The sequence below is a fragment of the Ruegeria sp. G7 genome (assembly GCF_056535465.1).
The window spans coordinates 1162554-1184174 of sequence record NZ_JBQFIL010000001.1 but is presented as its reverse complement, the minus strand read 5'-3'; the positions used below and the strand labels follow the sequence as shown (position 1 = coordinate 1184174).

Genomic DNA, 21621 nt, shown 5'->3' with positions numbered 1-21621 from the left:
GGGAATGCCTGATCGACCCAAAACATGGTTTTGGAATCAGCCACCCAGATGCAAAAGATGAAAGCGAAACCAATCGGCGCGTGTCTATACGGTAGATTACGTATAGGCTTGGGGGCCTGGACGCGGGCATCATGACCCGAGCCTATCCGCAACCACCATCTGGACCGAAGATTGGACACCACAGCGCAACAGGAATTCCGTCGGGATCAGGCCGAACCCGCCCGCAGACGCAGGTCGCTGCGGGCTACACTGGCCCTTTGTCTGGCGGGGCTGCAGTTTGTGGCGGTGCTGTCGGTGACATTGTCGACCTTTGTCAGTTCGGAAAACGCGCTGTTGCGGCAATCGCGCATTTCGCTGAACGAGGTCAGCGTCAATGTTATCGGTCAGGTTAAGAATTTTCTGAACCCGGCGCGGCAGGTGCTGGATGCCACGCGGCGGCTGGCGGAAAACGATGTGCTGGACATCAACGATACCGCCGCGCTGGAGAGCCATTTCTTTCAGCAATTGCAGGTGGCCCCACAGCTGGCCGGGATTTATCTGGCCGATGACACCGGGCGTTTTGTTTACGTCATGCGCACCGAAGAACCCGGCCGTTACCGCACCAAGACAATCCCGCCCTTTGCGCCCGAGATCACCGAACACCCGGCGGATTTCCAATGGCGCAACGACCGTTTTACCCTGTTGGAAACCGCCGAGACCCAGACCGACACCTATGAGGCCCGCACCCGTCCTTGGTTTACGATGGTCGATGCCGCGAAAGCCCCGATCTGGACGCAGCCCTATATCTTCTACACGACCCGCCAACCGGGGATTACCTATGGCGTGCCGGTGCTGGACGACGCGGGCGAAATCCGCGCCATTCTGGGCATCGACATCCAGATCGATGCGCTGTCGGGCTTTCTGCTGGACATCTGGTCGGAACGGCGTGGCGCGGCACTGGTGCTGAACGAGGATGGCTCGGTTCTGGCGCATCCGACATTGGTGCTGATCGATCAGGATGCGGATTTCGACAATCCGGAACTGCCGATGGTGGACCAGATCAACGACGCTTTGGCACGTCAGGCCTTTGGCACGTTAGTGCGGGAAGACAACGCCGGTGTCGACGGCCCGGTTCACACGGATTTCGAACTGGACGGGCAGGACTATGTCGCAATGCTGATCGACGTGTCGGAACCCGGCCTGAACTGGCTGATCGGACTTTACGCCGCCGAGGACAATTTCATCGGCGAGATCAAGAAAAACCGGGTGCAGGGCATCTGGATTGCACTGTCGATCGCGATCCTGACCGGCGCTATAGGTCTGGCACTGGCCGACCGCATTTATGCCCCGGTACGCAACTTCGCCAGCCAGACACAGCGCCTGTCCAGCGGCGAGATCACCCCTGACGAAGGCGTTCACAACCCCTATCGCGAGCTTGAGGACAGCGGTGCCGCGATGGCGCAGGAGGTGCGGCAAAGGCAACGGTTCGAAACCGCCTATGGGCGTACATTTGATCTTGCCTCGCGCGGGATGGCGCAGATCTCGCCCGAGACCGGGAAGTTCCAGAGGGTCAACGAACAGCTTTGCGATATTATGGGCTATCAGCCCGGTGAGCTGGAACAAATGACGCTGGCAGACACGCTGCCCGATGATGGCCAGCAAATCGCGGTGAAGTTCCGCGAAACGCTGCTGCAGGATTCCGAGTTCATCGCCGAAACTCCGTTTGTCCGCAAGGATGGCTCGACCATCTGGTTGCGGGTGAATGCGATCCTGATCCGCGATGAAAACGGTGTGCCGGACCACGCTGTTGCGATTGTGGATGATGTCAGCGACCGCAAACAGGCCGAGGACGAGGCCAGCCGCCTCAGCCGTGATCTGTCGCATGTGGCGCGGGTGAACCTGATGGGCGAGATGGCCTCGGGGCTGGCGCATGAGCTGAATCAGCCGCTCAGCGCGATTTCCTACAATGTGGATGCGGCCAAGATCACGCTTGAGGAAATCGGCGATCCCGACCCGGAGCTGAACCAGATCCTCAGTGACATCGACCGCCAATCGCGTCGTGCAGGGGATATCATCCGGGCCCTGCGCGAGGTGGTCCGCAAAGATCGTGGGCGCCAGACACCGTTCGAGTTGAACGGCTTGATCCGGCAAACCGTCACCCTGATGGAGGCCGAGGCCAAGCTGCATGACATCAAACTGCAATACGCCGAGGCCACCCTGCCCCCTGTTATCGGGAACCGGACGCAGATTGCGCAGGTGCTGGTCAACCTGCTGCGCAATGCCATCGACGCGCTGGCACGTCATCCATCGGAAACAGGCCGGGTCACCATTTCAACCCAGATCACCCCGGACATGGTCGAGATCCGGGTCGAGGATAACGGCCCCGGTGTCGATCCCGCTGTCACCCTGTTCAATACTTTTGACACCCAAAAGACCGATGGGATGGGGCTGGGCCTGTCGATATGCCGTACCATCGTGAAAGCCAACGGAGGACAGATCTGGCATGACCCGTCCGAGGGCGCGGGCGCACGGTTCTGTTTCACCCTGCGCCGCAGCGACCAGAACACCGAGGGGACGTCATGACCGCGTTGACCGTCTATATTGTCGATGACGATGACGATGTTCGCATCGCCCTGTCGCGCTCGCTTGGCAAGCGGGGCATGTCAGTGATCCACTTTCCGGATGCCCAAAGCTTTCTGGACAAGGTTGAAGACGATGCTGCGGGCTGTCTGATTCTGGACTATGGCATGCCCGGCATGGACGGGCTTGAACTGCAGGATCATCTGGTTCGGCAAAACTCGACCCTGCCGATCATCTTTATCTCGGGCCATGGGGGTATCCCGGAATCGGTGCGGGCGACCAAGGCGGGCGCGATTGATTTTCTGGAAAAGCCCTTTGACCTGACCGTTCTGATCGAACGCATCGAAGCCGCATCCGAAGTCGGCGCCCGGCTACGTGCCGAAAAAGCCCGGCGGCAGGAATTGGCGGACAAGCGCGCCCTGCTGACCGAACGGGAAGAGCAGGTGCTGCATCATATCCTGACCCATCCTGCCCGCACCTCAAGCAAAGAGATCGCGGTTGAGCTGGGTATCAGCCCGCGCACCGTGGAAATCCATCGCGGTCGGATTCAGCAGAAGGTTGGGGTGAAAACCACCATCGAGCTGTACGAATTGTTCGGGCAAATGCAATGATCGCAAGCCTGATGATGTACGCCCGACCCCAGCTTGAGGGCGCGCATGACCGGTATTGGGATCTGATCCGCGAAAACCTGAACCGCGCCGGGATCGACAGCCCTGCGCGTCTGTCCCAGCAAGCAGACGAATTCTCGGTCTGGGAGGCGCCTGATCTGGTGCTCAGCCAGACCTGCGGCATGCCCTATCGCACATGGTTGCACCACAAGGTGGCACTGGTCGGCACCCCGGACTACGGACTTGAGGGCTGCGCGCCGGGGTACTACCGCAGCGCATTTGTCATCCGGGCCGACGATCCGCGCGATAATCTGAGCGCGTTTCAAGAGGCGGTGTTCGCCTATAACCAAACCTTCTCGCAATCCGGTTATGCCGCGCCCTACTGGCATCTCGAACCGAAAGGGTTCTGGTTCCGCAACCGTGTCCAGACTGGCGGGCATGTGACCTCGGCGCGCCAGGTGACCGACGGGCGCGCGGATATCGCTGCGCTGGATGCGGTGTCATGGCGGTTGATCCGCACCCATGAAGACTGGGCCTCGGGCCTGCGTGTTCTGGACTGGACCGCGCCCACACCGGGCCTGCCCCTGATCACAGGCAAGGGCAATGACGCGCAGGCGATCTTTGCCGCAGTCCAGACAGCCATTCAGCAGCTACAGACATCTGATCGAACAGCGCTCGGGCTGCAAGGGATGGTGCACATCCCAGCCCAGCGCTATCTGGCGGTCCCCAACCCGCCCGACCAGGTTTGACCGATCATGTTGCACCACCCCAATGTCAGCTCCTTCGGGCAGATGCCAAACGGCGCTCAGGTCTATCGCATTGAGCTGGAGAAGGACGGGCTGCGCGCCTGTATCCTAACCTATGGCGCGACGCTGCAAGACCTGAGGCTGGATGGAACAGACCACCCCCTTGTTCTGGGCTGGCCCAGCCTTGAAGGCTATGTTCACAGCAATGCCTATTTCGGTGCCATCGTGGGACGATTTGCCAACCGGATCGGCGGGGCGCGGTACCAAATCGACGGTCGCATCAGCCACACGGACCCCAATTTTCTGGGCCAGCATACTCTGCACGGCGGCTCTCAGGGCAGCGCCCGTCAGCTCTGGCAGGTGGATGCGGTCAGCAAAGCCGCTGCGACGCTGTCGCTTGAGATGCCGGACGGCCATATGGGCTTTGCCGGGGCTCTGAGGGTAAAAGCGACCTATTCGCTACGGGCAGACCACCGTTTGCACCTGTTGATTCAGGCCGAATGCGATCAACCCAGCCCCTGCAGTTTTGCACCCCACAGCTATTTCAACCTTGATGGTAATCCAACCATTTCCGCGCACACGCTTCAGATCAACGCGCACAGCTATCTTGAGGTTGACGAGGCATTGATCCCAACCGGCGCACAACAACCCGTGCAGGACACGCCGTTCGATTTTCGGACGCGTCGTCCGATTGGAACACAAGCGATGGATCACAACTTCTGCACGTCCGACACACCGCAGGGTTTGCGCCCCGTGGCGTCACTGACTGGTCCTGAAACGGGGCTTTGCCTGCATCTCGCCACCACCGAGCCGGGGTTGCAGGTCTATTCCGCCGCCGGTTTTGACGAAACAGATCGCACCGGTTTGAACGGCCATTGCTACGGTCCCTTTGCAGGTCTTGCGTTGGAACCGCAAAGCTGGCCGGACGCCCCGAACCAGCCCGGCTTTCCATCTGCCATCCTGCGTCCGGGATCGTCTTACCGCCACGAGACCCTGTTTCAGATCACAAGGTCACGAGACGGTCTGCTCTGAAACAACCTCGCCGAACTTGGTGAAGAATTTACCCGACAGCTTTTTGGCCGTGCCGGCAATCAAACGGCTGCCCAATTGCGCAATCTTGCCGCCAATATCCACTTTGGCGGTGTAGGCAAGCACGGTCTCATCCCCGTCCTCGGTCAGCGTCACGTCTGCGCCCCCCTTGGCGAAACCGGCAGCGCCCCCCTTGCCTTCGCCCGTCAGCGAAAACCCGTCTGGCGCATTCGAAGTGTCAAGCGTGACCTCGCCCGCGAATTTCGCTTTGACCGGCCCGATCTTTAAAACCACCTTCGCCTCAAGCTGGTTCGGCCCCGCCTGCGTCAGCTCTTCACATCCGGGAATGCACTCGCGTAGCACATCGACGTTGTTCAGCGCTTCGTAAACGACATCACGCGACGCGTTGATGCGGATTTCATCACTCAGTTCCATATGCTCGTTCCTTTGATCAACAGCATCTCGGGTAGACGCGCAGCGCCTCTTCGGTTGCTTCCTTTGTGGTCAATTCCGGACGCGCAGGCCAGACCGCACGCACCCATTTACGCAAGTTTTTCATCATCGCAGCTCTCCGTTGATGTGTCGGTGTTTCGCCAGCGCACAATCTCGGCCAGAATCGAAAGTGCGATTTCATGCGGATCCACCGCACAGATATCCAACCCCGCCGGCGCCTTCAGCTGCGCGGCACGATGCGCGTCCAATCCGCGCTCGACCAGCTTATCACACAGCACCTTTGCCTTGCGACGGCTGGCCACCATCGAAACGCGCAATGCAGGTGATTCCAATGCCGCCTGCAGCGCGATGCCATCGCCGTTGCCCTGCGAGGCGACCACGACGAAATCCCGCGGCTCAACGCCCAGCGCTGGCAGATCTTCCGCGTCAAATCCGATCTGGCCCGTGTGTTCTGATCCCTTGGGGACACATACCCGCAAGCCCGCCAAACTGGCATGCGCAGCCAAGGCCGACGCGATAGGTGTATCGCCGAAAATCACCAGCCGCGGTGCATGCTGATACGGCTCAACCAACAGATCGACCGTCCCGCCGCTGGGGCATCCGCTCTTAAAAGTCTGCACGCCGTCGGGGTCTGCCATCGCCACCACCTTGTCAGAAGGTTTCACACGGATCATGCCGGATTGGCCGCTGTCCAGCGCAGATTTGGCCGAGGCCCGGACCGCGCGTTGAACGCAGGCCCCGCCCAGATGACCCAGTATCCGGCCATCCCGCGTGATCGCCGCCTTCGCCCCCGCCTTGGCCGAGGTCGCATCCGCCGTGCGCAAAACCGTGGCCACGCAGAAGCTTTCGCCGCTCTGGCGGAGCTCTTCAATCGTGTCGAATATGTCGAAACCAGGCATGCAGGCGTCCTTTCACAACTTGCGAAACTGAGGTTCAAGGGCGGCAAGCGCCTCAAGCGAATTGGCGGGCAGATGCGCATCCAGATGTGGTTGCGCAGCACGCATTGCCGCCGCCACGGGCGCGTAGCTGTCCCACCCCTTCAGCGGGTTCAGCCAGACGATCCGGCGCGCCTTGCGCCTGATCCGCGTCAGAACAGCGCCCAACGCATCGGGGTCTGAACTGCAATACCCATCCGACAGGATCAAAACGATGGTGCGCCCATTCAACGCCCGCGCGCCATAGCCGTTCAGAAAGCTCTCAAGACTGCCCGAGATATCAGTGCCGCCGCCGAACCCTTCGGCCATCAGCGACAGACGGCCTGCCGCCCGCAGCGTATCGTGATCCCGCAACGCATCCGTGACCCGCATCAGACGCGTGTGGAACAGGTAAGCATCCGCTTCGGTACCGCTGCCGATCAGGCCCTTCAGAAAAGCCAGAAACACCCGCGAATACACCGTCATGGATCCACTGACATCACACAGGGCAACGATCCGCATCGGGCGCGGTGGGCGCGCGCGCCGATAGAGGTCAATCGGTTCGCCCCCGCGCAAGGCTGGCCCGCTGAATGCGTCGCATGTCCAAAGCAGGCCCACGCAACGCCTGCTTGCGCCGCCGGGACCGGCGGTCTCGAATGGCACGCGCAATCTGTATTGCAGCGCTTTCCGCCTGTTTTAGACTCTGTTCATCCATCAACTCACGCAAATCCCGGCGCGACAGATTGGCCGTTCGGGTCGCTATCAGCTTCCCGTCCATCCCTTCGGCCTCTCCATCGCCCGGATCAGGAGTGGTGGCTTCCTGATTGTCGCCCGTTCGGTCGTCTTCTGTGGCTGCTTCCGCACCTTGCCAGATCATCGGTTTGGCAGATTGCACCCGCACATGGGTATTTTGCGCCACACCGCCACGTTGCTTTCCGGCGTTGAACCAATACGCATCAAACAGCGCATCAAAACGCCGCCAGTCTTCAGCATTTCCAGCCAACAGGGCGCATAATGCCTGCCGCGCCTGATCGGCATTTGTAGCATCGGCCAGCGATAACGCGGCCAGAGCGTCCCCGGTCTCCTGCGGTCCAACCTTCAGCCCGTTCATGCGCAAATGTGCGACAAAGCCCGACATCCTGTCGGCCAGCCCCGCAGCCCGAGACGGAAAGCGCGTCACCTGCATCACGCGACCTTCCCGATCAGACGATCCATCAGCTCGGGCGGCGCAGCATCATAATCCGCCGCAGTCTTGAGAAGGCAGACAAGCGTCGCCTGAACCTCTTCGCGCGATTTCGCCAGATCGTTGACACCTAAACCGGACAGCGCTGCGGCCCAATCCAGCATCTCGGCCACGCCCGGCACTTTCTCCAGATCTTCTTGCCGCAACGCTTGAACAACGCCAATGATCTGCCGGGCCAAAATACCTTCGACGTCTGGCATTCGCGCCCGCAGGATGGCCATCTCAGTCTCTTTTGACGGGTAATCAAGGAAACTGTACAGACACCTGCGCCGCAGTGCATCGGACAAGTCGCGCGTTCCGTTGGCCGTCAGGACAACGACCGGGCGCACCCGCGCTTTGACCGTGCCCAGCTCGGGGATCGTTATCTGAAAATCCGAAAGGATCTCCAACAAATACGCTTCAAACTCTTCATCAGCGCGGTCGATTTCATCAATCAGCAAAACCGGCGGCTCATCCTCAGAAATAGCCTCTAACAATGGGCGTTTCAGCAAGAACCTATCCGAAAACAGGTGTGCTTCATCGGTTGCCCCCTGCCCTTCATGCGCACGGATCGCCAGCAACTGCCGCTGATAATTCCATTCATAAATTGCATGGCTCGCATCCAACCCTTCGTAACACTGCAACCGGATCAGCCGAGCCTCAAGCCAGGCCGCCATCGCCTTGGCCACCTCGGTCTTGCCGACCCCGGCAGGACCCTCCAGCAGCAAAGGCCGCCCCAAGGCCTGCGCCAGATGCAACGCCATCGCCAACCGATCATCGGCGACATAGCCCTGTGCGGCCAACCCGTTCTGCACATCACTCAAAGTCAAAACCAGGATCCAATCTTCATCTGGCTAAAAATATCCCGGGGGTCCAAGGGGGCAGAGCCCCCTTGCCTGATCGGACCGGCCCCAGCCGGTCCGACCCCAATCACCCATGCATCCCCAGCCCATTGGCGATCTTCCAGATCCGCCAATGATCGTGCGGCATATGGCTTTGAACCAAGCCAAAAGGACGGAACGCATCATGCACCGCGTTCGAGAAACAGGGCACTCCCCCGACATTCGGACTCTCACCAACACCCTTCGCACCAATCGGATGATGCGGGGAAGGGGTCACCGTGTAGTCGGTGATATAGTTCGGCGTCTCCCATGCCGTCGGCAGGAAAAAGTCCATCAACGTGCCGGTCTTCACATTGCCCATCTCGTCATAGGCAATCTCCTGCCCCATCACGATGGCCAGCGCTTCGGTCACGCCCCCATGGACCTGCCCGTCAATGATCATCGGGTTGATCCGTGTGCCACAATCGTCCAGCGCGTAGAACTTCCGAACGTCCCATTCGCCGGTATCCACGTCGATCTCCATGACGCAGATATAGGCCCCGAACGGGTAGGTCATGTTCGGCGGGTCATAGTAGCTGACGGCCTCCAGACCGGGCTCCAATCCAGGAATCGCCTGATTATAAGCAGCGAAGGCGATTTCTTTCATGGTCTTGAACCGCTCAGGTGCGCCTTTGACCGAGAACCTATCCACATCCCATTCGACATCGTCGTCGTGGACCTCAAGCAGATAAGCCGCGATCATCTGCGCCTTGGCCCGGATTTTACGCGCGGCCATTGCGGTCGCCGCTCCGGCCACAGGCGTGGACCGAGACCCATAAGTCCCCAGACCATAAGGCGCGGTGTCGGTGTCGCCTTCCTCCAGCGTGATGTCATCGGCGGGCAACCCGATCTCGCTGGCGATGATCTGCGCAAAGGTCGTGGCGTGACCCTGACCCTGCGAGATCGTCCCCAACCGCGCGATGGCAGACCCCGTTGGGTGGATGCGGATTTCGCAGCTGTCGAACATACCAAGCCCGAGGATATCGCAGTTCTTGACCGGACCAGCGCCAACGATTTCAGTGAAATGCGTCAGGCCAATGCCCAACAGCTTGCGGGTTTTCCCAGCCTTGAAGTCCTCGACCCGTTGCGCCTGCTCGGCTCGCAAACCGTCGTAATCGACAGCCTTCAGCGCCTTGTCCCAGGCGGTGTGATAATCGCCCGAGTCATACTCCCACCCCAGCGCGGACTGATAGGGGAACTGATCGGCCTTGATGAAGTTTATCCGGCGCAGCTCGGCCGCGTCCATGTTCAGCTTGATGGCCAGAACCTCAATCATCCGTTCGATGAAATAAGCAGCCTCGGTCACGCGGAAGGAACAGCGATAGGCCACCCCGCCCGGAGCCTTGTTGGTATAGACCCCATCGACAGCCAGATAAGCGGTCGGGATGTCATAGGACCCGGTGCAGATATTCATGAAGCCTGCGGGGAATTTGGTCGGGTCCGCACAGGCGTCAAAGCCACCGTGATCTGCCGTAGTGTGGCACCACAGCCCGGTGATCTTGCCATCCTTGGTGGCCGCGATCTTGCCCTGCATCCAGTAGTCGCGGGCAAAGGCGGTGGACATCAGGTTCTCCATCCGATCCTCGACCCATTTCACCGGCTTGCCGGTGACAATCGAGGCCACGACCGAGCAGACATAACCCGCATAGGCCCCAACCTTGTTGCCGAAACCGCCACCGATATCGGGGCTGATCACGCGGATATTGTGCTCGGCGATGCCGGAAATCAGCGATACAACCGTCCGGATCGCGTGCGGGGCTTGGAACGTACCGTACAGAGTCAGCTTGCCGGTCACCTTGTCCATGCTGGCCACAGACCCGCAGGTCTCCAGCGGGCAAGGATGGGTGCGGTGGTAGTAGACCATCTCTTCCGCCACCACGTCAGCCTCGGCCAAAATGGCCTCAGTCGCGTCTTTGTCGCCCTGTTCCCAGGTGAAGATGTGGTTGTGATGCTTACGCGGCCCGTGCGCACCTTCGGTCTGGCCCTCAAGGTCTTCACGCAGGACCACATCGGATTTCAACGCCTCGAACGGATCGGTCAGAACAGGTAGTTCTTCGTATTCGACCTCGATCAACTCGACGGCATCGGCTGCGATATAGCGGTCTTCGGCGACCACAAAGGCGACTTCCTGGCCTTGGAACAGCACCTTGCCGTCGGCAAGAACCATCTGCTTGTCACCGGCCAGCGTTGGCATCCAATGCAGACCCAGCGGAGCCAGATCCTCGGCGGTCAGAACAGCGATCACGCCGGGCATCGCCAAGGCGGCCTCTTTGTTCACGCTGACGACGCGGGCATGTGCGTAGGGGGAGCGCACGAAGTCGCCGAACAGCATGCCATCCAGCTTGATGTCATCGACATAATTGCCCTTGCCTTGGGTAAAGCGCACATCCTCGACGCGTTTGCGCGAGCTGCCCATCCCTTTGAGGTTGGCGGCGCGTTCTTCGGGGGTCAGTGTCTGGTCGTTCATTCCGCGGCCTCCTTCTGAGCGTTCAGCATGTCAGCCGAGGCCGAGATTGCCTTGACGATGTTCTGGTAGCCGGTGCAGCGGCACAGGTTCCCGGCCATGCCGAAACGAATTTCTTCCTCGGTTGGGTTCGGGTTTTCCTGCAGCAAACGATGCGCACGAGTGATCATGCCCGGTGTGCAGAAGCCGCATTGCAGCCCGTGATGTTCGCGGAACATTTCCTGCAGAACACCAAGGCTGCCATCCTCATTGGTGAGACCTTCGACCGTGGTGATATCGGCCCCATTCACCTGCGCCACGAAGGTGGTGCAGGATTTGACGGATTTACCATCAATATCCACGGTGCAGGCGCCGCAATGGCTGGTTTCACAGCCAATATGAGGGCCGGTGATTTTCAGGTCTTCCCGAAGGAAGTGGATCAGCAACGTGCGCGGCTCGGCCAGACCTTCGACCTCTTTGCCGTTCACGGTGAGTTTGACGTGCATTTTCGACATTGGTTCCTCCCCTCAACCCGCGCGGCTTAGCGCACGGTCGATGGCGCGGCGCAGCATCACGGCGGCCACGTGTTTCTTGAATTCGACAGGCCCACGGTTGTCGGCAACGGGCTCGATGGCGTCCAACATCGCTGCAACGCAGCCATCCACATCGCCAGCGGCCAGCGCAGCACTGGCCCCTTCGGACCACACAGGCGTATCGGCCAGATTGGTCATCGCGACCGAGGCGGTGCCGTTGCCCACCATCACGGCAGCGGCGGCGGTGGCATAGTCGCCGATCTTGCGCTTTTGCTTTTCATAGGCCTGACCGACACCGGCACCCGGCACCGGGATCGAAATCCGGGTCAGGATTTCTTCGTCCTCGCGGGCGGTGAAATACGCAGCCTCGTAAAACTCCCGCGCGGCGACACTGCGGGACCCATCCGGGCCGGACAGATCGAATGTCGCGTTCAGGCATTGCATCAGCCCCGGCATGTCGTTGCCCGGGTCTCCATTGGCCACGTTGCCGCCAACCGTCCCGACATAGCGCACCTGCGGATCCGCGATCTGCAACGCCGCCTCGCGGATCAGCGGAATGGCCGAGGCAAGGCCATCATGGGTGATCAATTCGTGCTGCGTGACCATCGCGCCAAGGGTCACGGTGTCGGACCCGACCTCGATGCCTTTCAATTCCTCGATGGCCTGCAGATCGACAAGATGGCCCATCTCGGCCATGCGCAGTTTCATCATCGGGATCAGGCTGTGCCCGCCCGCGATCACGCGTGCCTCGTCTCCGTGTTCCTGCAAAATGCCGATGGCCGAGGCGATATCGCCTGGCCGGTGATACTCAAAACCGGCTGGTATCATATTTTTCCTCCCTGGGTCCGAGCGGTATGCCTTGGGGGACCTGCGGAAAGGAAAAGACGCCAGGATGAACGGTTCCAGCCAATGGGAACCGGCCGCGCAGCTTGTTTCACGAAATGCGAATAGGCTGCACCAGTTGCGATCAGAGACCCAGCGCCTCGCGGATGTCATTCAGGCGGGATCGGCTGACCGGCACTTTCGCCAAGGCATCGACACCATCGAAGTAGCAGGTGCCATTGTCCTTGTGCCGCTCAAAGCCTGAGACATGCCTTGGGTTCACCAGATAGCTGCGATGGGAGCGCAGAAAGCCGTCGGGAATAAGCCGTGTCTCGGCTTCGGTTATCGACCAGGGGCAGAACAGTTTTTCAGCCCCCATATAAAGCACCGTGTAATGCCCTTCGGCCCGTATGGCGGCGATGCTGGAGGGTTCGGTGAAAAAGGTTTGCCCCTCGCGCTCAAAGGGCACCCCAGCGCGCAGCGTTGCGGGTTCCGGCGCGGGTTCTTCAACGGGTTGCTCTTTTGGTTCGATGAATGAAATCCCGGTCAGCAGAAAGGCGCCGCAAATCAGAAAGACCGAAACGGTGACCCCCATTGCCAGAACCTGATTGTCCAGCGCGGGCCCTGCACCGGCGGCACTGTCGCTGGCCACAAAATCCGTCAGGCCGGTCGCCACGAAGTGCATGGTGAACACGGCCAGCCCGAAACAGACCGTCCCAAGCAGGATGTTGCGCTGTGTCCGGTTGCCATAGGCAACCCAAATGGCCGCCACAGACAGCATCACCGAGGCCAGCGTCGCCAGAACAACGTCCAGCGCGTTATAGACCGGGCGGCACAGCTGCATTCCGGCCATGCCGATATAGTGCATCACCACAATCCCCAGCCCGACGATCACGCCGGACCCGATCATGATCTGAGGCGTGCGCGGACGGAAATGCAGCAGCAGCAGCGCCAGCCCCACCATCAGGATCGCCACCAACGCTGAAATCAGCGTGATCAGAGCGTCATAGTAGAACAGGATCGGCAGTTGCAGCCCCAGCATCGCGACAAAATGCATCGACCAGATGCCGCCACCCAGAATGACCGCCGCCAGCGCCACCACCAGCTTGCGCCGCTGGGTATCCAGCCGCGACGCGCCGTGGGTCAGATACAGGCCAGTAAAGCCCGCCATCAGCGCCACGGCCAATGAGGCTGCGACCAGCCAGGCGTTATGGGAATAGTCCAGCATTCGGGTTATGGCGCCCTCCCCCGGCGCGAGGGCGACGTTAGCAAACGCAATCGCTTACCACAATCGGCGCGACCCCCTTACTGGATAACAGCGTTTTCCCAGGCCGAAATAAACTTTCTGCGTTTCAATACATCCAGATAGGTCAGCAAAGCGGGGTTCAATCCGATGGCTTCCTGCGCACCGTCAACGGATGCCGACAAAACGGGCAGGGGCGCGTTTTCAGAAGAATGTGCGGCACCCGCGATCAGGTAGCGCACAAAGGCCTCGGCAGCCTCGGGCCTTTGCGTTGCGTCCGAGACCATGACCGTTCTCATCATTGTCGTCTGGAAATCGGACGGCAGTACAATCTCAAGCGCATCCTTGCCTTCGGTCTGGACCGCCGCGTAGCTGCCCAGCACGTTGTAGGCGACCAGAATCTTGCCATTCGCCAGATCACGGATCATGTCACCGGAGCAGCAATACAGGCGCACATCCAGACCGCCCATGACCTCCATCAGGCGCCAAAAGGTTTCTGACGCGCGCGCGTCCTGCGTGGCGAACAGGTAGCCCAGCCCGGATTGCCGCACATCATACGTTCCGACCTTGCCCCGGAAGGTCTCAGGCCGTTCCCGCATCGCTTCGATCAGACCCTGTCGGGTGTCCGGGATGGGCTGACCGGCAAAGGCCGCACGGTTAACCACGATGGTCGCGGGCTCGGAGGTGAAGGCAAACAGGCTGTCGTGCCACTGAGCCCAGTCGGGCCCCGGCATATCGTCCAAAGGCAGCGCAAAACCGTCATTGGCCAGCTTCAGCTGCAGGTCCATCGCACTGGAAATGACGACATCGAATGCGTCGGGCGTTGACCGCACGCGGTCATAGATATCAGCCGTGCCAGAAACCAGATATTCGACACTAATCTCTGGATATTCGGCGACAAATTCTTCGATGAAGGGTGCAAACAGAACCGTATCGGTGCTTGATATGACTCGTAGAGGCGTGCCCGTCGCCCCGTCGTTGAAAAGCTGCCTGTCTTCCCACTCCTCGGCCATGCCGACACAGGGCAGCAGCAACAGGCTCAGAGCGATAAGGTAACGCATGCGCCGCCCTCTGGTTGGTTGGTCAGGACAAGCTTGCCGCCATGCGCGGTTGCCACGTCTTGCACAATGGTCAAACCCAGCCCCGAGCCGATCGTGCCGGTCGCGTTCTGGCCCCGCTCGAACCGGCGGGTCAGCGTGCCGATCTCATCAGGAGGGAACCCCGGCCCCCAATCCCTAACGCTGATCTGCGGTTGGGGCGATACGGTCACGTTGATCTCGACCGTGCTGTCTGGGGGTGCGTATTTCAGCGCATTGTCCACCATGTTACGTACCGCGTTCTGCAACAGGATCGGATCACCTGAATACGCGACAGCGCTGTCACCCGTCAGAGACAACGACAGGTCTTTCATTTCGGCAATGGGTGTCAGCCGCTGCACAAGCTCTTGCGTCAGGGCGACAAGATCAAGATCCTCGCGCTCCAGATGATCGGCCCGGAAGGTGATCATGGCATGATCCAAAAGCTGCCCCGCCGCCCGAGAGCTTTCGTCAATCGCCCGAACCATTGCGCGCAGCGCTTCGCGGTTTTCCTTGCGTTCGACACGGTGCAGGGTCGCCTCGGCATAGGATCGGACGGTGGCAAGCGGCGTGCGCACCCGATGTGCCGCCTCGGCGATGAAGTCTTCGGATTGGGTCAGGGACTGGTCCAGACGCCCCATCAGCGAATTCAGGGATGTCACTAGTGGTGCCATTTCCTTGGGCACCGATTTTCTGAACGGGCTCAGGTCCTGCGGCCCGCGACGGGTCACGGATGTCGTCAGCTTGTTCAGTTGCCCGATGGTCGCGGACGTCACCCAAAAGGACAGGGCCGCCGTCAGCACAAAAAACCCAAGCCCCAGAAACGCGGCATTGCGCGAGATCTGATCCAGCGTTTCGGACAGGGCATCCTGCGTCTGGGCAAGCACAACGTCAATCTCGGTCTGTCGACCCAGACCCACCAGAGTGCGGCTGGCATTCACCTGCCTTATGCGCTCGCCGCGAATTTCGCCTTCATCGAAGGACCACGTTCCATCATCCGTATTCTGGGCGACCTGAAGATCCTCATAACCCGTTAAGAATGCGCCATCCTGAAAGATCGCATAAAACACCCGATCATCCGATGGCGTCGCCAGCATCGAGAACGCGGCGTAGGGGATATCGATCTCAAGCTGACCATCGCGCAGCGCGGCTGCATCAAGGATCGAAGACACTGATGCACCAAGGATGTTGTCCTGCCCCTGTTGTGCCACCTGCACGGCGTAGCTTCGAACGGCGAAGAACAACAAGATGGCCAACAGGGCCGCACCGCTGATCAACGTCAGCACCAGCCGATTTCTGAGCGATCCTGAAACAGCCGGGCTAACCGTCATGATCCAGCCTATAGCCCAATCCGCGCAACGTGGTGATCTTCAATTCGGACTTCTCTAGGTGCTTGCGCAACCGGCCCACATAAACCTCGATCGCGTTGTCCGAGACATTGTCGTCGTAGGAAAACAGCCGGTCAGCCAGCTTTTGTTTCGAGAACACCTGACCCGGTGCGTTGATGAACAGTTCCATCATCCGCAATTCGCGGTTGCGCAGGGATATGGTCTCACCCTGGACGCTCAGATGGCCTGCGACCGGGTCAAAAACGATCCCACCGACCTCGATCCGTGATTTGGCGATCCCGGATTTGCGCCGCAGAACGGCGCGGCAACGGGCCTCAAGCTCGGCATGGTCAAAGGGCTTGGTCATGTAGTCGTCAGCGCCCAGATCAAGCGACCCGATTCGATCCGAAACCTGGCTGCGGGCGGTCAGAACGATGACGGGTGTGTCAGGATCACGGGCCCGGTGGCGTTGCAGAAAGTCCCGCCCATCGCCGTCGGGCAACATGATATCCAGCAGGATCAGGTCGTATTCCTCGACCTCGGCATAGGCGGTCGCATCATCCAATTTCGCTGCATGATCAACGACATGGCCATCCAGACGCATTCGGGCGCACATCGCGTTTGCGAGATCAAGATTATCTTCGACCAGTAGGAATTTCATCGGGGATCGGGCGTATCCTAACGCGTGACAGGTTGATGTCAGGTTCGTGTGTTTAAACTTCCCGATAATCTGAGCCGCACCGCGGCCGGTTGTCAAATGGGAGGACATCATGACAACATTCACACTGGGCCGTCGGGCCCTGATCGCAGCTGTGGCCGCCGTAGGCCTGACCGGGCCCGCATTGGCCGATGGTCATCAGGTTGTGGACAGCATCCACTTTCTGATCCCCGGGGGTGCCGGTGGTGGCTGGGACGGGACCGCGCGCGGAACCGGCGAAGCACTGACAAACGCAGGTCTGGTCGGCACAGCATCTTACGAGAATATGTCCGGCGGCGGCGGTGGTAAGGCCATCGGCTTCCTGATCGAAAACGCCGACAGCAACCATGGCACGCTGATGGTCAATTCGACGCCCATCGTCATCCGTTCGCTGACCGGAGTGTTCCCGCACAATTTCCGCGATCTGACGCTGGTATCGGGCACGATCGGTGACTATGCCGCAATCGTCGTCGGTAAGGACAGCCCGATCAACTCGATGGATGATCTGCTGGCGGCCTTCGACGCTGATCCGGGCGCCACGGCCATTGGCGGCGGCTCGGTTCCGGGTGGCATGGACCATCTGGTGGCGGCAATGGTGATGGAAGCGGCAGGCAAAGATGCGCTGAGCGTCAAGTACATCCCGTATGACGCAGGCGGCAAAGCCATGGCGGCACTTTTGTCCGGTGAGATTGCAGCCCTGTCGACCGGCTTCTCGGAAGCCGTTGATCTGGCCAATCAGGGCGAAGTGAAGATCATCGGCGTGACCGCCGAGGAACGCGTGGATGCAGCGCCGGATGCGCAGACCATGAAAGAGCAGGGCATCGACACCACTTTCGTCAACTGGCGCGGGTTCTTTGGTGCACCCGGATTGCCCGAAGACAAGCTGGTCGCTTATCAGGAAGCCATCACCAAGATGTACGACACGCCTGAATGGGAAGAAGTACGCGCGCGCAATGGTTGGGTGAACATCCACAACTCGGGCGATGACTTCAAAGCGTTCCTGGAAGAGCAGGAACAGCAGATCAGCGATCTGATGAAGAAACTGGGCTTCCTCTAAAGGCAGCTTCGGCAGAGCGGACAGCCGCTCTGCCCCACCAAACAACACCACAATGGGAGGGGACACCATGGCGCTGGATCGCTGGATCGCGCTTGTATTGTTGGGGATATGTCTGACCTATGGCTATGCGGCCTGGTTCACAATGGACGGCAGCCTACCCCCTTTCATGCAAAGAAACCCCATCTGGCCCAGCACCTTCCCCAAGGTTCTGTCGGTACTGGGGATCATCGCCTCGACAATCATCCTGCTTGGGTTTGAAAAGAGCGAGATCAAAGAGGCCGATATCGATTACCGCCGGTTGGGCGAATACCATCTGGATCAGGCGATCGCGCTGCTGGTACTCATGGTCATCTACGCACTGTGTCTGCGCCCGGTTGGTTTCCTGATTGCAACCTCGGCCTTTCTGATCATCGGATCTTACATTCTCGGCGAACGCAGATGGCACATCATGATCCCCGTCGCCCTGATTGCTGCCGGATTCGTCTGGTATCTGGTTCAGGAAGTTCTTGGAATTTACATGCGCCCCCTGCCGGGCGTGTTCGGAGGCTGACATGCTCGAAGGACTTCTGATTGGCCTGCAAACGGCGTTTTCCATCCAAAACCTTCTGATGGTCGTTGCGGGCTGTTTGATCGGCACATTCATTGGCATGCTGCCCGGTCTGGGCCCGATGTCGATCATCGCCATCATGATCCCCGTTGCCATCTCGATGGGCGACCCCTCGGCCGCTCTGATCCTGCTGGCGGGTGTCTATTACGGCGCCATCTTCGGCGGCTCGACCTCATCCATCCTGCTGAACGCGCCGGGGGTCGCGGGCACCGTGGCCTCCAGCTTTGATGGCTACCCGCTGGCGCGGCAAGGCAAGGCCGGTAAGGCGCTGACCATCGCCGCGATCGCCAGCTTCGCGGGCGGCACGCTGGGTGCGGTCCTGTTGATGGTGTTCGCCCCTGCCCTGTCGTCGGTCGCGCTGCTGTTCCACTCTGCCGAATACTTCGCACTGATGGTCGTGGGCCTGTCCGCGATCGCAGCCTTTGCCGGGTCCGGGCAAGTGGCCAAGGCACTGATCATGACGATCCTGGGCCTGATCATGGCCACCGTTGGCGAAGGTGCGCTGTTCAACCTGCCGCGTTTCACCATGGGCATCATGGACCTGCAATCGGGCTTTGGCTTCATCACGCTGGCCATGGCGATGTTCGCCCTGCCCGAGGCGCTATTCCTTGTCCTCAAACCCAAAGACCTGAAAGGCGATGACGGCGACATCAAGGACCTGCGCATCACCAAGGAAGAGGCAAAAGCCATCGCACCGGTTGTAGGGCGTCAGTCGGCACAGGGTTTCTTTATCGGGGTACTGCCCGGGGCTGGGGCGACGATCGCCAGCTTCCTCGGCTATGCGGTTGAGCGCAACATCGCCCCGAAAGAGGAACAAGAAGAGTTCGGCAAAGGCTCGATCAAAGGTCTTGCCGCGCCAGAGGCTGCAAACAACGCGGCCTGTACAGGATCTTTCGTGCCGCTGCTGACGCTGGGTATCCCCGGCTCGGGCACCACCGCGATCCTGCTGGGCGCGTTGATCGCCTTGAACGTCACTCCGGGTCCGCGCCTGATGGTTGACGAGCCTCAGATCTTCTGGGCCGTCATCATGTCGATGTTCATCGGCAATCTGGTTCTGCTGATCCTGAACCTGCCGCTGATCCCTTATATTGCCAAAGTGCTGGCGGTTCCGCGCAACTACCTGATCCCGTTCATCCTGTTCTTCACCCTGATGGGGGCCTATATCGGCCAGAACAACGCCACCGAGTTGTTGATACTGGTTGGCTTCGGCGTCTGCGCGACAGCGCTGAAATTTGCGGACTATCCGCTCGCGCCGCTGCTGATCGGCTTTATCCTTGGCGGGATGATGGAGGATAACTTCGCACGCTCCATGCAGCTTTACGATGGTATCGCCTTTATCTGGGAGCGCCCGATGACCTTGGGCCTGCTGGTGATCGCGGTGCTGCTGGTCCTGCTGCCAAGCTATCGCGCCCGCCGGGCCAAAGCCCGCGCAGCCGGGATTGCGGATGGCGACTGAGCCGCTATCGGGGGTCCGGGTTCTTGACCTGACCAACGTCTTGGCTGGCCCCTATTGCTGCTACCAGCTGGCATTGATGGGGGCCGAAGTCATCAAGGTCGAACGCCCGGGCACCGGTGATCTGGCCCGTGTGCTGGGCGCGGACCCTGACCGCAACAAGGCCGGCATGGGCATCAGCTTTCTGGCGCAGAATGCCGACAAGAAATCCGTCACGCTGGATATGAAAGCCGAGCAGGGCAAAGCGTTGCTTAGACGACTGGTCCAAAGCGCCGATGTTCTGGTAGAGAATTTTCGCCCCGGCGTAATGGACCGGCTGGGGCTGGGGTATCAGGTCTTACGCGCCGAGAATCCCAACCTGATCTATTGCGGAATCAGCGGCTTTGGCCAGTCGGGACCGCGTCGCGACGACCCGGCTTATGACCAGATTGTGCAGGGCCTCAGCGGTGTTATGTCGATCACCGGCGCACCTGATACCGCACCTTACCGGGTTGGATACCCTTTGGCGGATACGGTTGGCGGATTGACCGCAGCCTTCGCCATCAGCGCCGCCCTGAACGCCAAGCCACGCGGGGCGTTTCTGGACGTTGCCATGACCGAAGCCGTCGTCTCGACCATGGGGTGGGTCGTATCGAACTACCTTCTGGGTGGCGTCCTGCCGGGGGCCCATGGCAACGAAAACACCACCTCGGCGCCGTCGGGAACTTTCGCAACTTTCGATGGGCCGATAAACATCGCGGCCAATCGGGATGAACAATGGCAAGCGCTGGCCGGACATCTGGGCCGAGACGACTTGCTGACCCATCCCGACTATAAAACCCGCGAAGATCGCAAACAGAACCGACAAGCACTGCGACAGGAACTGGAGCACGTGTTGACCACCCGCCCGGCTGCGGATTGGGTCCGCGAATTGAACGCACGCGGCGTGCCCGCGGGGCAGGTTCTGACCGTGCCCGAAGCTTTGTCGGACGAACAGATGGCGGGTCGGGGTCTGATCGGAACCCTCTCAGCGCAGGGTGAGGACATGCGTCTGGCAGGCAGCCCAGTGGTCATGGACGGCGAACGCAAGATGCCGCAAACCGCCCCACCCGCGCTGGGCGCCGACAACGCAGCGATCTGGACTGAACTGGGTTTGTCGAACGCCGAAATCGACGCGCTAAGGCAAGAGGGAATCATATGAGTGACGTCGCCGATTGGTGGCAGACAGCCATCATTGATATGGAGCCCGGACGGATCGCATTACGGGGCCAACCGATCGAGCAATTGATCGGAAACATCAGCTTCGCCGAGATGATCTGGCTGATGGTGCGCGGGGATCGCCCCACACCCGCGCAGGCCCGCTTGTTCGAAGCGGCACTGGTCGCAGCCGTCGATCACGGCCCACAAGCCCCCTCAATCGCGACCGCCCGGATGGCCGTGACCTGCGGCTTGCCCCTGAACAACGCGATGGCGAGTGCGGTCAACATGCTGGGCGACGTCCACGGCGGGGCCGGAGAGCAAGCGGTCACGCTGTATCATTTCATAGAAAACAGCCCCAGAGATCTGGATGCCGCGTTAGAGGACTGGACCGCGATCAACGGCAGGATTCTGCCCGGCTTTGGCCACAGGTTTCACACGCCAACCGACCCGCGCGCGCCGCGTCTGATGGCGCTGGTCGAAGAGGCCGTCGGGGCGGGCGCTTGCGAGGGACGGTACATGAAAATCGGCCGGGACGTCGAAAGCGCGCTTTGCCGCCAAAAGGGCAAACCGGTTCCGATGAACATCGATGGCGCTACGGCGGTGATCTATGCCGAGCTGGGCTTTGCCCCACCGCTTGCACGTGGTCTGTTCTGCCTGTCACGGTCGGTCGGGATACTGGCCCACGCGTGGGAGCAGATGCAGCAGGGCGGGCGCAACAAAGGCCCCACGCCACCTGCATATCGCTGGACCTATACTGGCCCGTCCTGAACG

At 60.4% G+C, this 21621-nt stretch carries 21 protein-coding genes; 9 read left to right on the top strand and 12 right to left on the bottom strand.

The features are described 5' to 3' along the window. Window positions 1–171: 171 nt before the first annotated feature. Genes ACR3EN_RS05955 through ACR3EN_RS05940 form a run of 4 tightly spaced genes read left to right on the top strand, consistent with a single transcriptional unit; the run spans window position 172 to window position 4945 of the window. Window positions 172–2562, top strand: a complete 2391-nt coding sequence (locus tag ACR3EN_RS05955; RefSeq protein ID WP_480823695.1) for an ATP-binding protein — start codon at window positions 172–174, stop codon at window positions 2560–2562. After that, window positions 2559–3170, top strand: coding sequence for a response regulator transcription factor (locus ACR3EN_RS05950; protein ID WP_480823697.1), 612 nt, complete (start codon window positions 2559–2561; stop codon window positions 3168–3170). The genes ACR3EN_RS05955 and ACR3EN_RS05950 overlap by 4 nt, the downstream gene beginning before the upstream one ends. Then, a complete protein-coding gene (locus tag ACR3EN_RS05945; protein WP_480823699.1) occupies window positions 3167–3916 on the top strand; it encodes a phosphate/phosphite/phosphonate ABC transporter substrate-binding protein in 750 nt (249 codons plus the stop codon). Before ACR3EN_RS05950 ends, ACR3EN_RS05945 begins: the two co-directional genes overlap by 4 nt. Before the next feature lie 42 nt (window positions 3917–3958). Then, window positions 3959–4945, top strand: coding sequence for an aldose epimerase family protein (locus ACR3EN_RS05940; protein WP_480843508.1), 987 nt, complete (start codon window positions 3959–3961; stop codon window positions 4943–4945). On the opposite strand, the gene ACR3EN_RS05935 is transcribed toward ACR3EN_RS05940, so the two are convergent. The 12 genes from ACR3EN_RS05935 to ACR3EN_RS05880 form a co-directional block, all read right to left on the bottom strand. Continuing rightward, window positions 4925–5377: an SRPBCC family protein gene (locus ACR3EN_RS05935; protein WP_480823704.1), complete on the bottom strand. Its 453-nt coding sequence runs from the start codon at window positions 5375–5377 to the stop codon at window positions 4925–4927. The genes ACR3EN_RS05940 and ACR3EN_RS05935 overlap by 21 nt on opposite strands. A 107-nt stretch (window positions 5378–5484) precedes the next feature. Beyond that, window positions 5485–6294 carry an XdhC family protein gene (locus ACR3EN_RS05930; protein ID WP_480823706.1) on the bottom strand — a complete coding sequence of 270 codons (810 nt, stop codon included), beginning with the start codon at window positions 6292–6294 and terminating at the stop codon, window positions 5485–5487. A 12-nt stretch (window positions 6295–6306) separates the two neighbouring features. Then, complete coding sequence (locus tag ACR3EN_RS05925) at window positions 6307–6831, bottom strand: VWA domain-containing protein (protein WP_480918399.1); 525 nt, start codon at window positions 6829–6831, stop codon at window positions 6307–6309. A gap of 31 nt (window positions 6832–6862) precedes the next feature. Beyond that, entirely contained in the window at window positions 6863–7495 is a 633-nt protein-coding gene (locus ACR3EN_RS05920; protein WP_480918398.1) for a hypothetical protein, read from the bottom strand. After that, a complete protein-coding gene (locus tag ACR3EN_RS05915) occupies window positions 7495–8361 on the bottom strand; it encodes an AAA family ATPase (protein ID WP_480823708.1) in 867 nt (288 codons plus the stop codon). Before ACR3EN_RS05915 ends, ACR3EN_RS05920 begins: the two co-directional genes overlap by 1 nt. A 100-nt stretch (window positions 8362–8461) precedes the next feature. Next, window positions 8462–10879, bottom strand: a complete 2418-nt coding sequence (locus tag ACR3EN_RS05910; RefSeq protein ID WP_480823710.1) for an aerobic carbon-monoxide dehydrogenase large subunit — start codon at window positions 10877–10879, stop codon at window positions 8462–8464. Beyond that, a complete protein-coding gene (locus ACR3EN_RS05905; RefSeq protein ID WP_480823712.1) occupies window positions 10876–11370 on the bottom strand; it encodes a (2Fe-2S)-binding protein in 495 nt (164 codons plus the stop codon). Before ACR3EN_RS05905 ends, ACR3EN_RS05910 begins: the two co-directional genes overlap by 4 nt. Window positions 11371–11382: 12 nt before the next feature. Continuing rightward, window positions 11383–12216: an FAD binding domain-containing protein gene (locus tag ACR3EN_RS05900; RefSeq protein ID WP_480870881.1), complete on the bottom strand. Its 834-nt coding sequence runs from the start codon at window positions 12214–12216 to the stop codon at window positions 11383–11385. A 139-nt stretch (window positions 12217–12355) separates the two neighbouring features. Beyond that, window positions 12356–13438, bottom strand: coding sequence for an MHYT domain-containing protein (locus ACR3EN_RS05895; protein WP_480823716.1), 1083 nt, complete (start codon window positions 13436–13438; stop codon window positions 12356–12358). A gap of 77 nt (window positions 13439–13515) precedes the next feature. Next, entirely contained in the window at window positions 13516–14514 is a 999-nt protein-coding gene (locus ACR3EN_RS05890; RefSeq protein WP_480823718.1) for an ABC transporter substrate-binding protein, read from the bottom strand. Further along, window positions 14493–15860, bottom strand: coding sequence for a sensor histidine kinase (locus ACR3EN_RS05885; protein WP_480823720.1), 1368 nt, complete (start codon window positions 15858–15860; stop codon window positions 14493–14495). The genes ACR3EN_RS05890 and ACR3EN_RS05885 overlap by 22 nt, the downstream gene beginning before the upstream one ends. Further along, window positions 15850–16518, bottom strand: coding sequence for a response regulator transcription factor (locus ACR3EN_RS05880; protein ID WP_480823722.1), 669 nt, complete (start codon window positions 16516–16518; stop codon window positions 15850–15852). The genes ACR3EN_RS05885 and ACR3EN_RS05880 overlap by 11 nt, the downstream gene beginning before the upstream one ends. 109 nt (window positions 16519–16627) lie before the next feature. Here ACR3EN_RS05880 and ACR3EN_RS05875 point away from each other — a divergent pair, with 109 nt between their 5' ends. The 5 genes from ACR3EN_RS05875 (at window position 16628) to ACR3EN_RS05855 (ending at window position 21618) form a co-directional block, all read left to right on the top strand. Continuing rightward, window positions 16628–17611, top strand: a complete 984-nt coding sequence (locus ACR3EN_RS05875) for a Bug family tripartite tricarboxylate transporter substrate binding protein (RefSeq protein WP_480823724.1) — start codon at window positions 16628–16630, stop codon at window positions 17609–17611. Window positions 17612–17678: 67 nt separating this feature from the next. After that, the gene (locus tag ACR3EN_RS05870) at window positions 17679–18161 is read left to right on the top strand and encodes a tripartite tricarboxylate transporter TctB family protein (protein ID WP_480823726.1); all 483 of its coding nucleotides are present in this window, start codon (window positions 17679–17681) and stop codon (window positions 18159–18161) included. Between the two features lies 1 nt (window position 18162). Continuing rightward, window positions 18163–19674, top strand: a complete 1512-nt coding sequence (locus tag ACR3EN_RS05865) for a tripartite tricarboxylate transporter permease (RefSeq protein ID WP_480823728.1) — start codon at window positions 18163–18165, stop codon at window positions 19672–19674. Further along, window positions 19664–20851 carry a CaiB/BaiF CoA transferase family protein gene (locus tag ACR3EN_RS05860; protein ID WP_480823730.1) on the top strand — a complete coding sequence of 396 codons (1188 nt, stop codon included), beginning with the start codon at window positions 19664–19666 and terminating at the stop codon, window positions 20849–20851. The genes ACR3EN_RS05865 and ACR3EN_RS05860 overlap by 11 nt, the downstream gene beginning before the upstream one ends. Continuing rightward, window positions 20848–21618: a citryl-CoA lyase gene (locus tag ACR3EN_RS05855; RefSeq protein ID WP_480823732.1), complete on the top strand. Its 771-nt coding sequence runs from the start codon at window positions 20848–20850 to the stop codon at window positions 21616–21618. The genes ACR3EN_RS05860 and ACR3EN_RS05855 overlap by 4 nt, the downstream gene beginning before the upstream one ends. Window positions 21619–21621 lie beyond the last annotated feature (3 nt).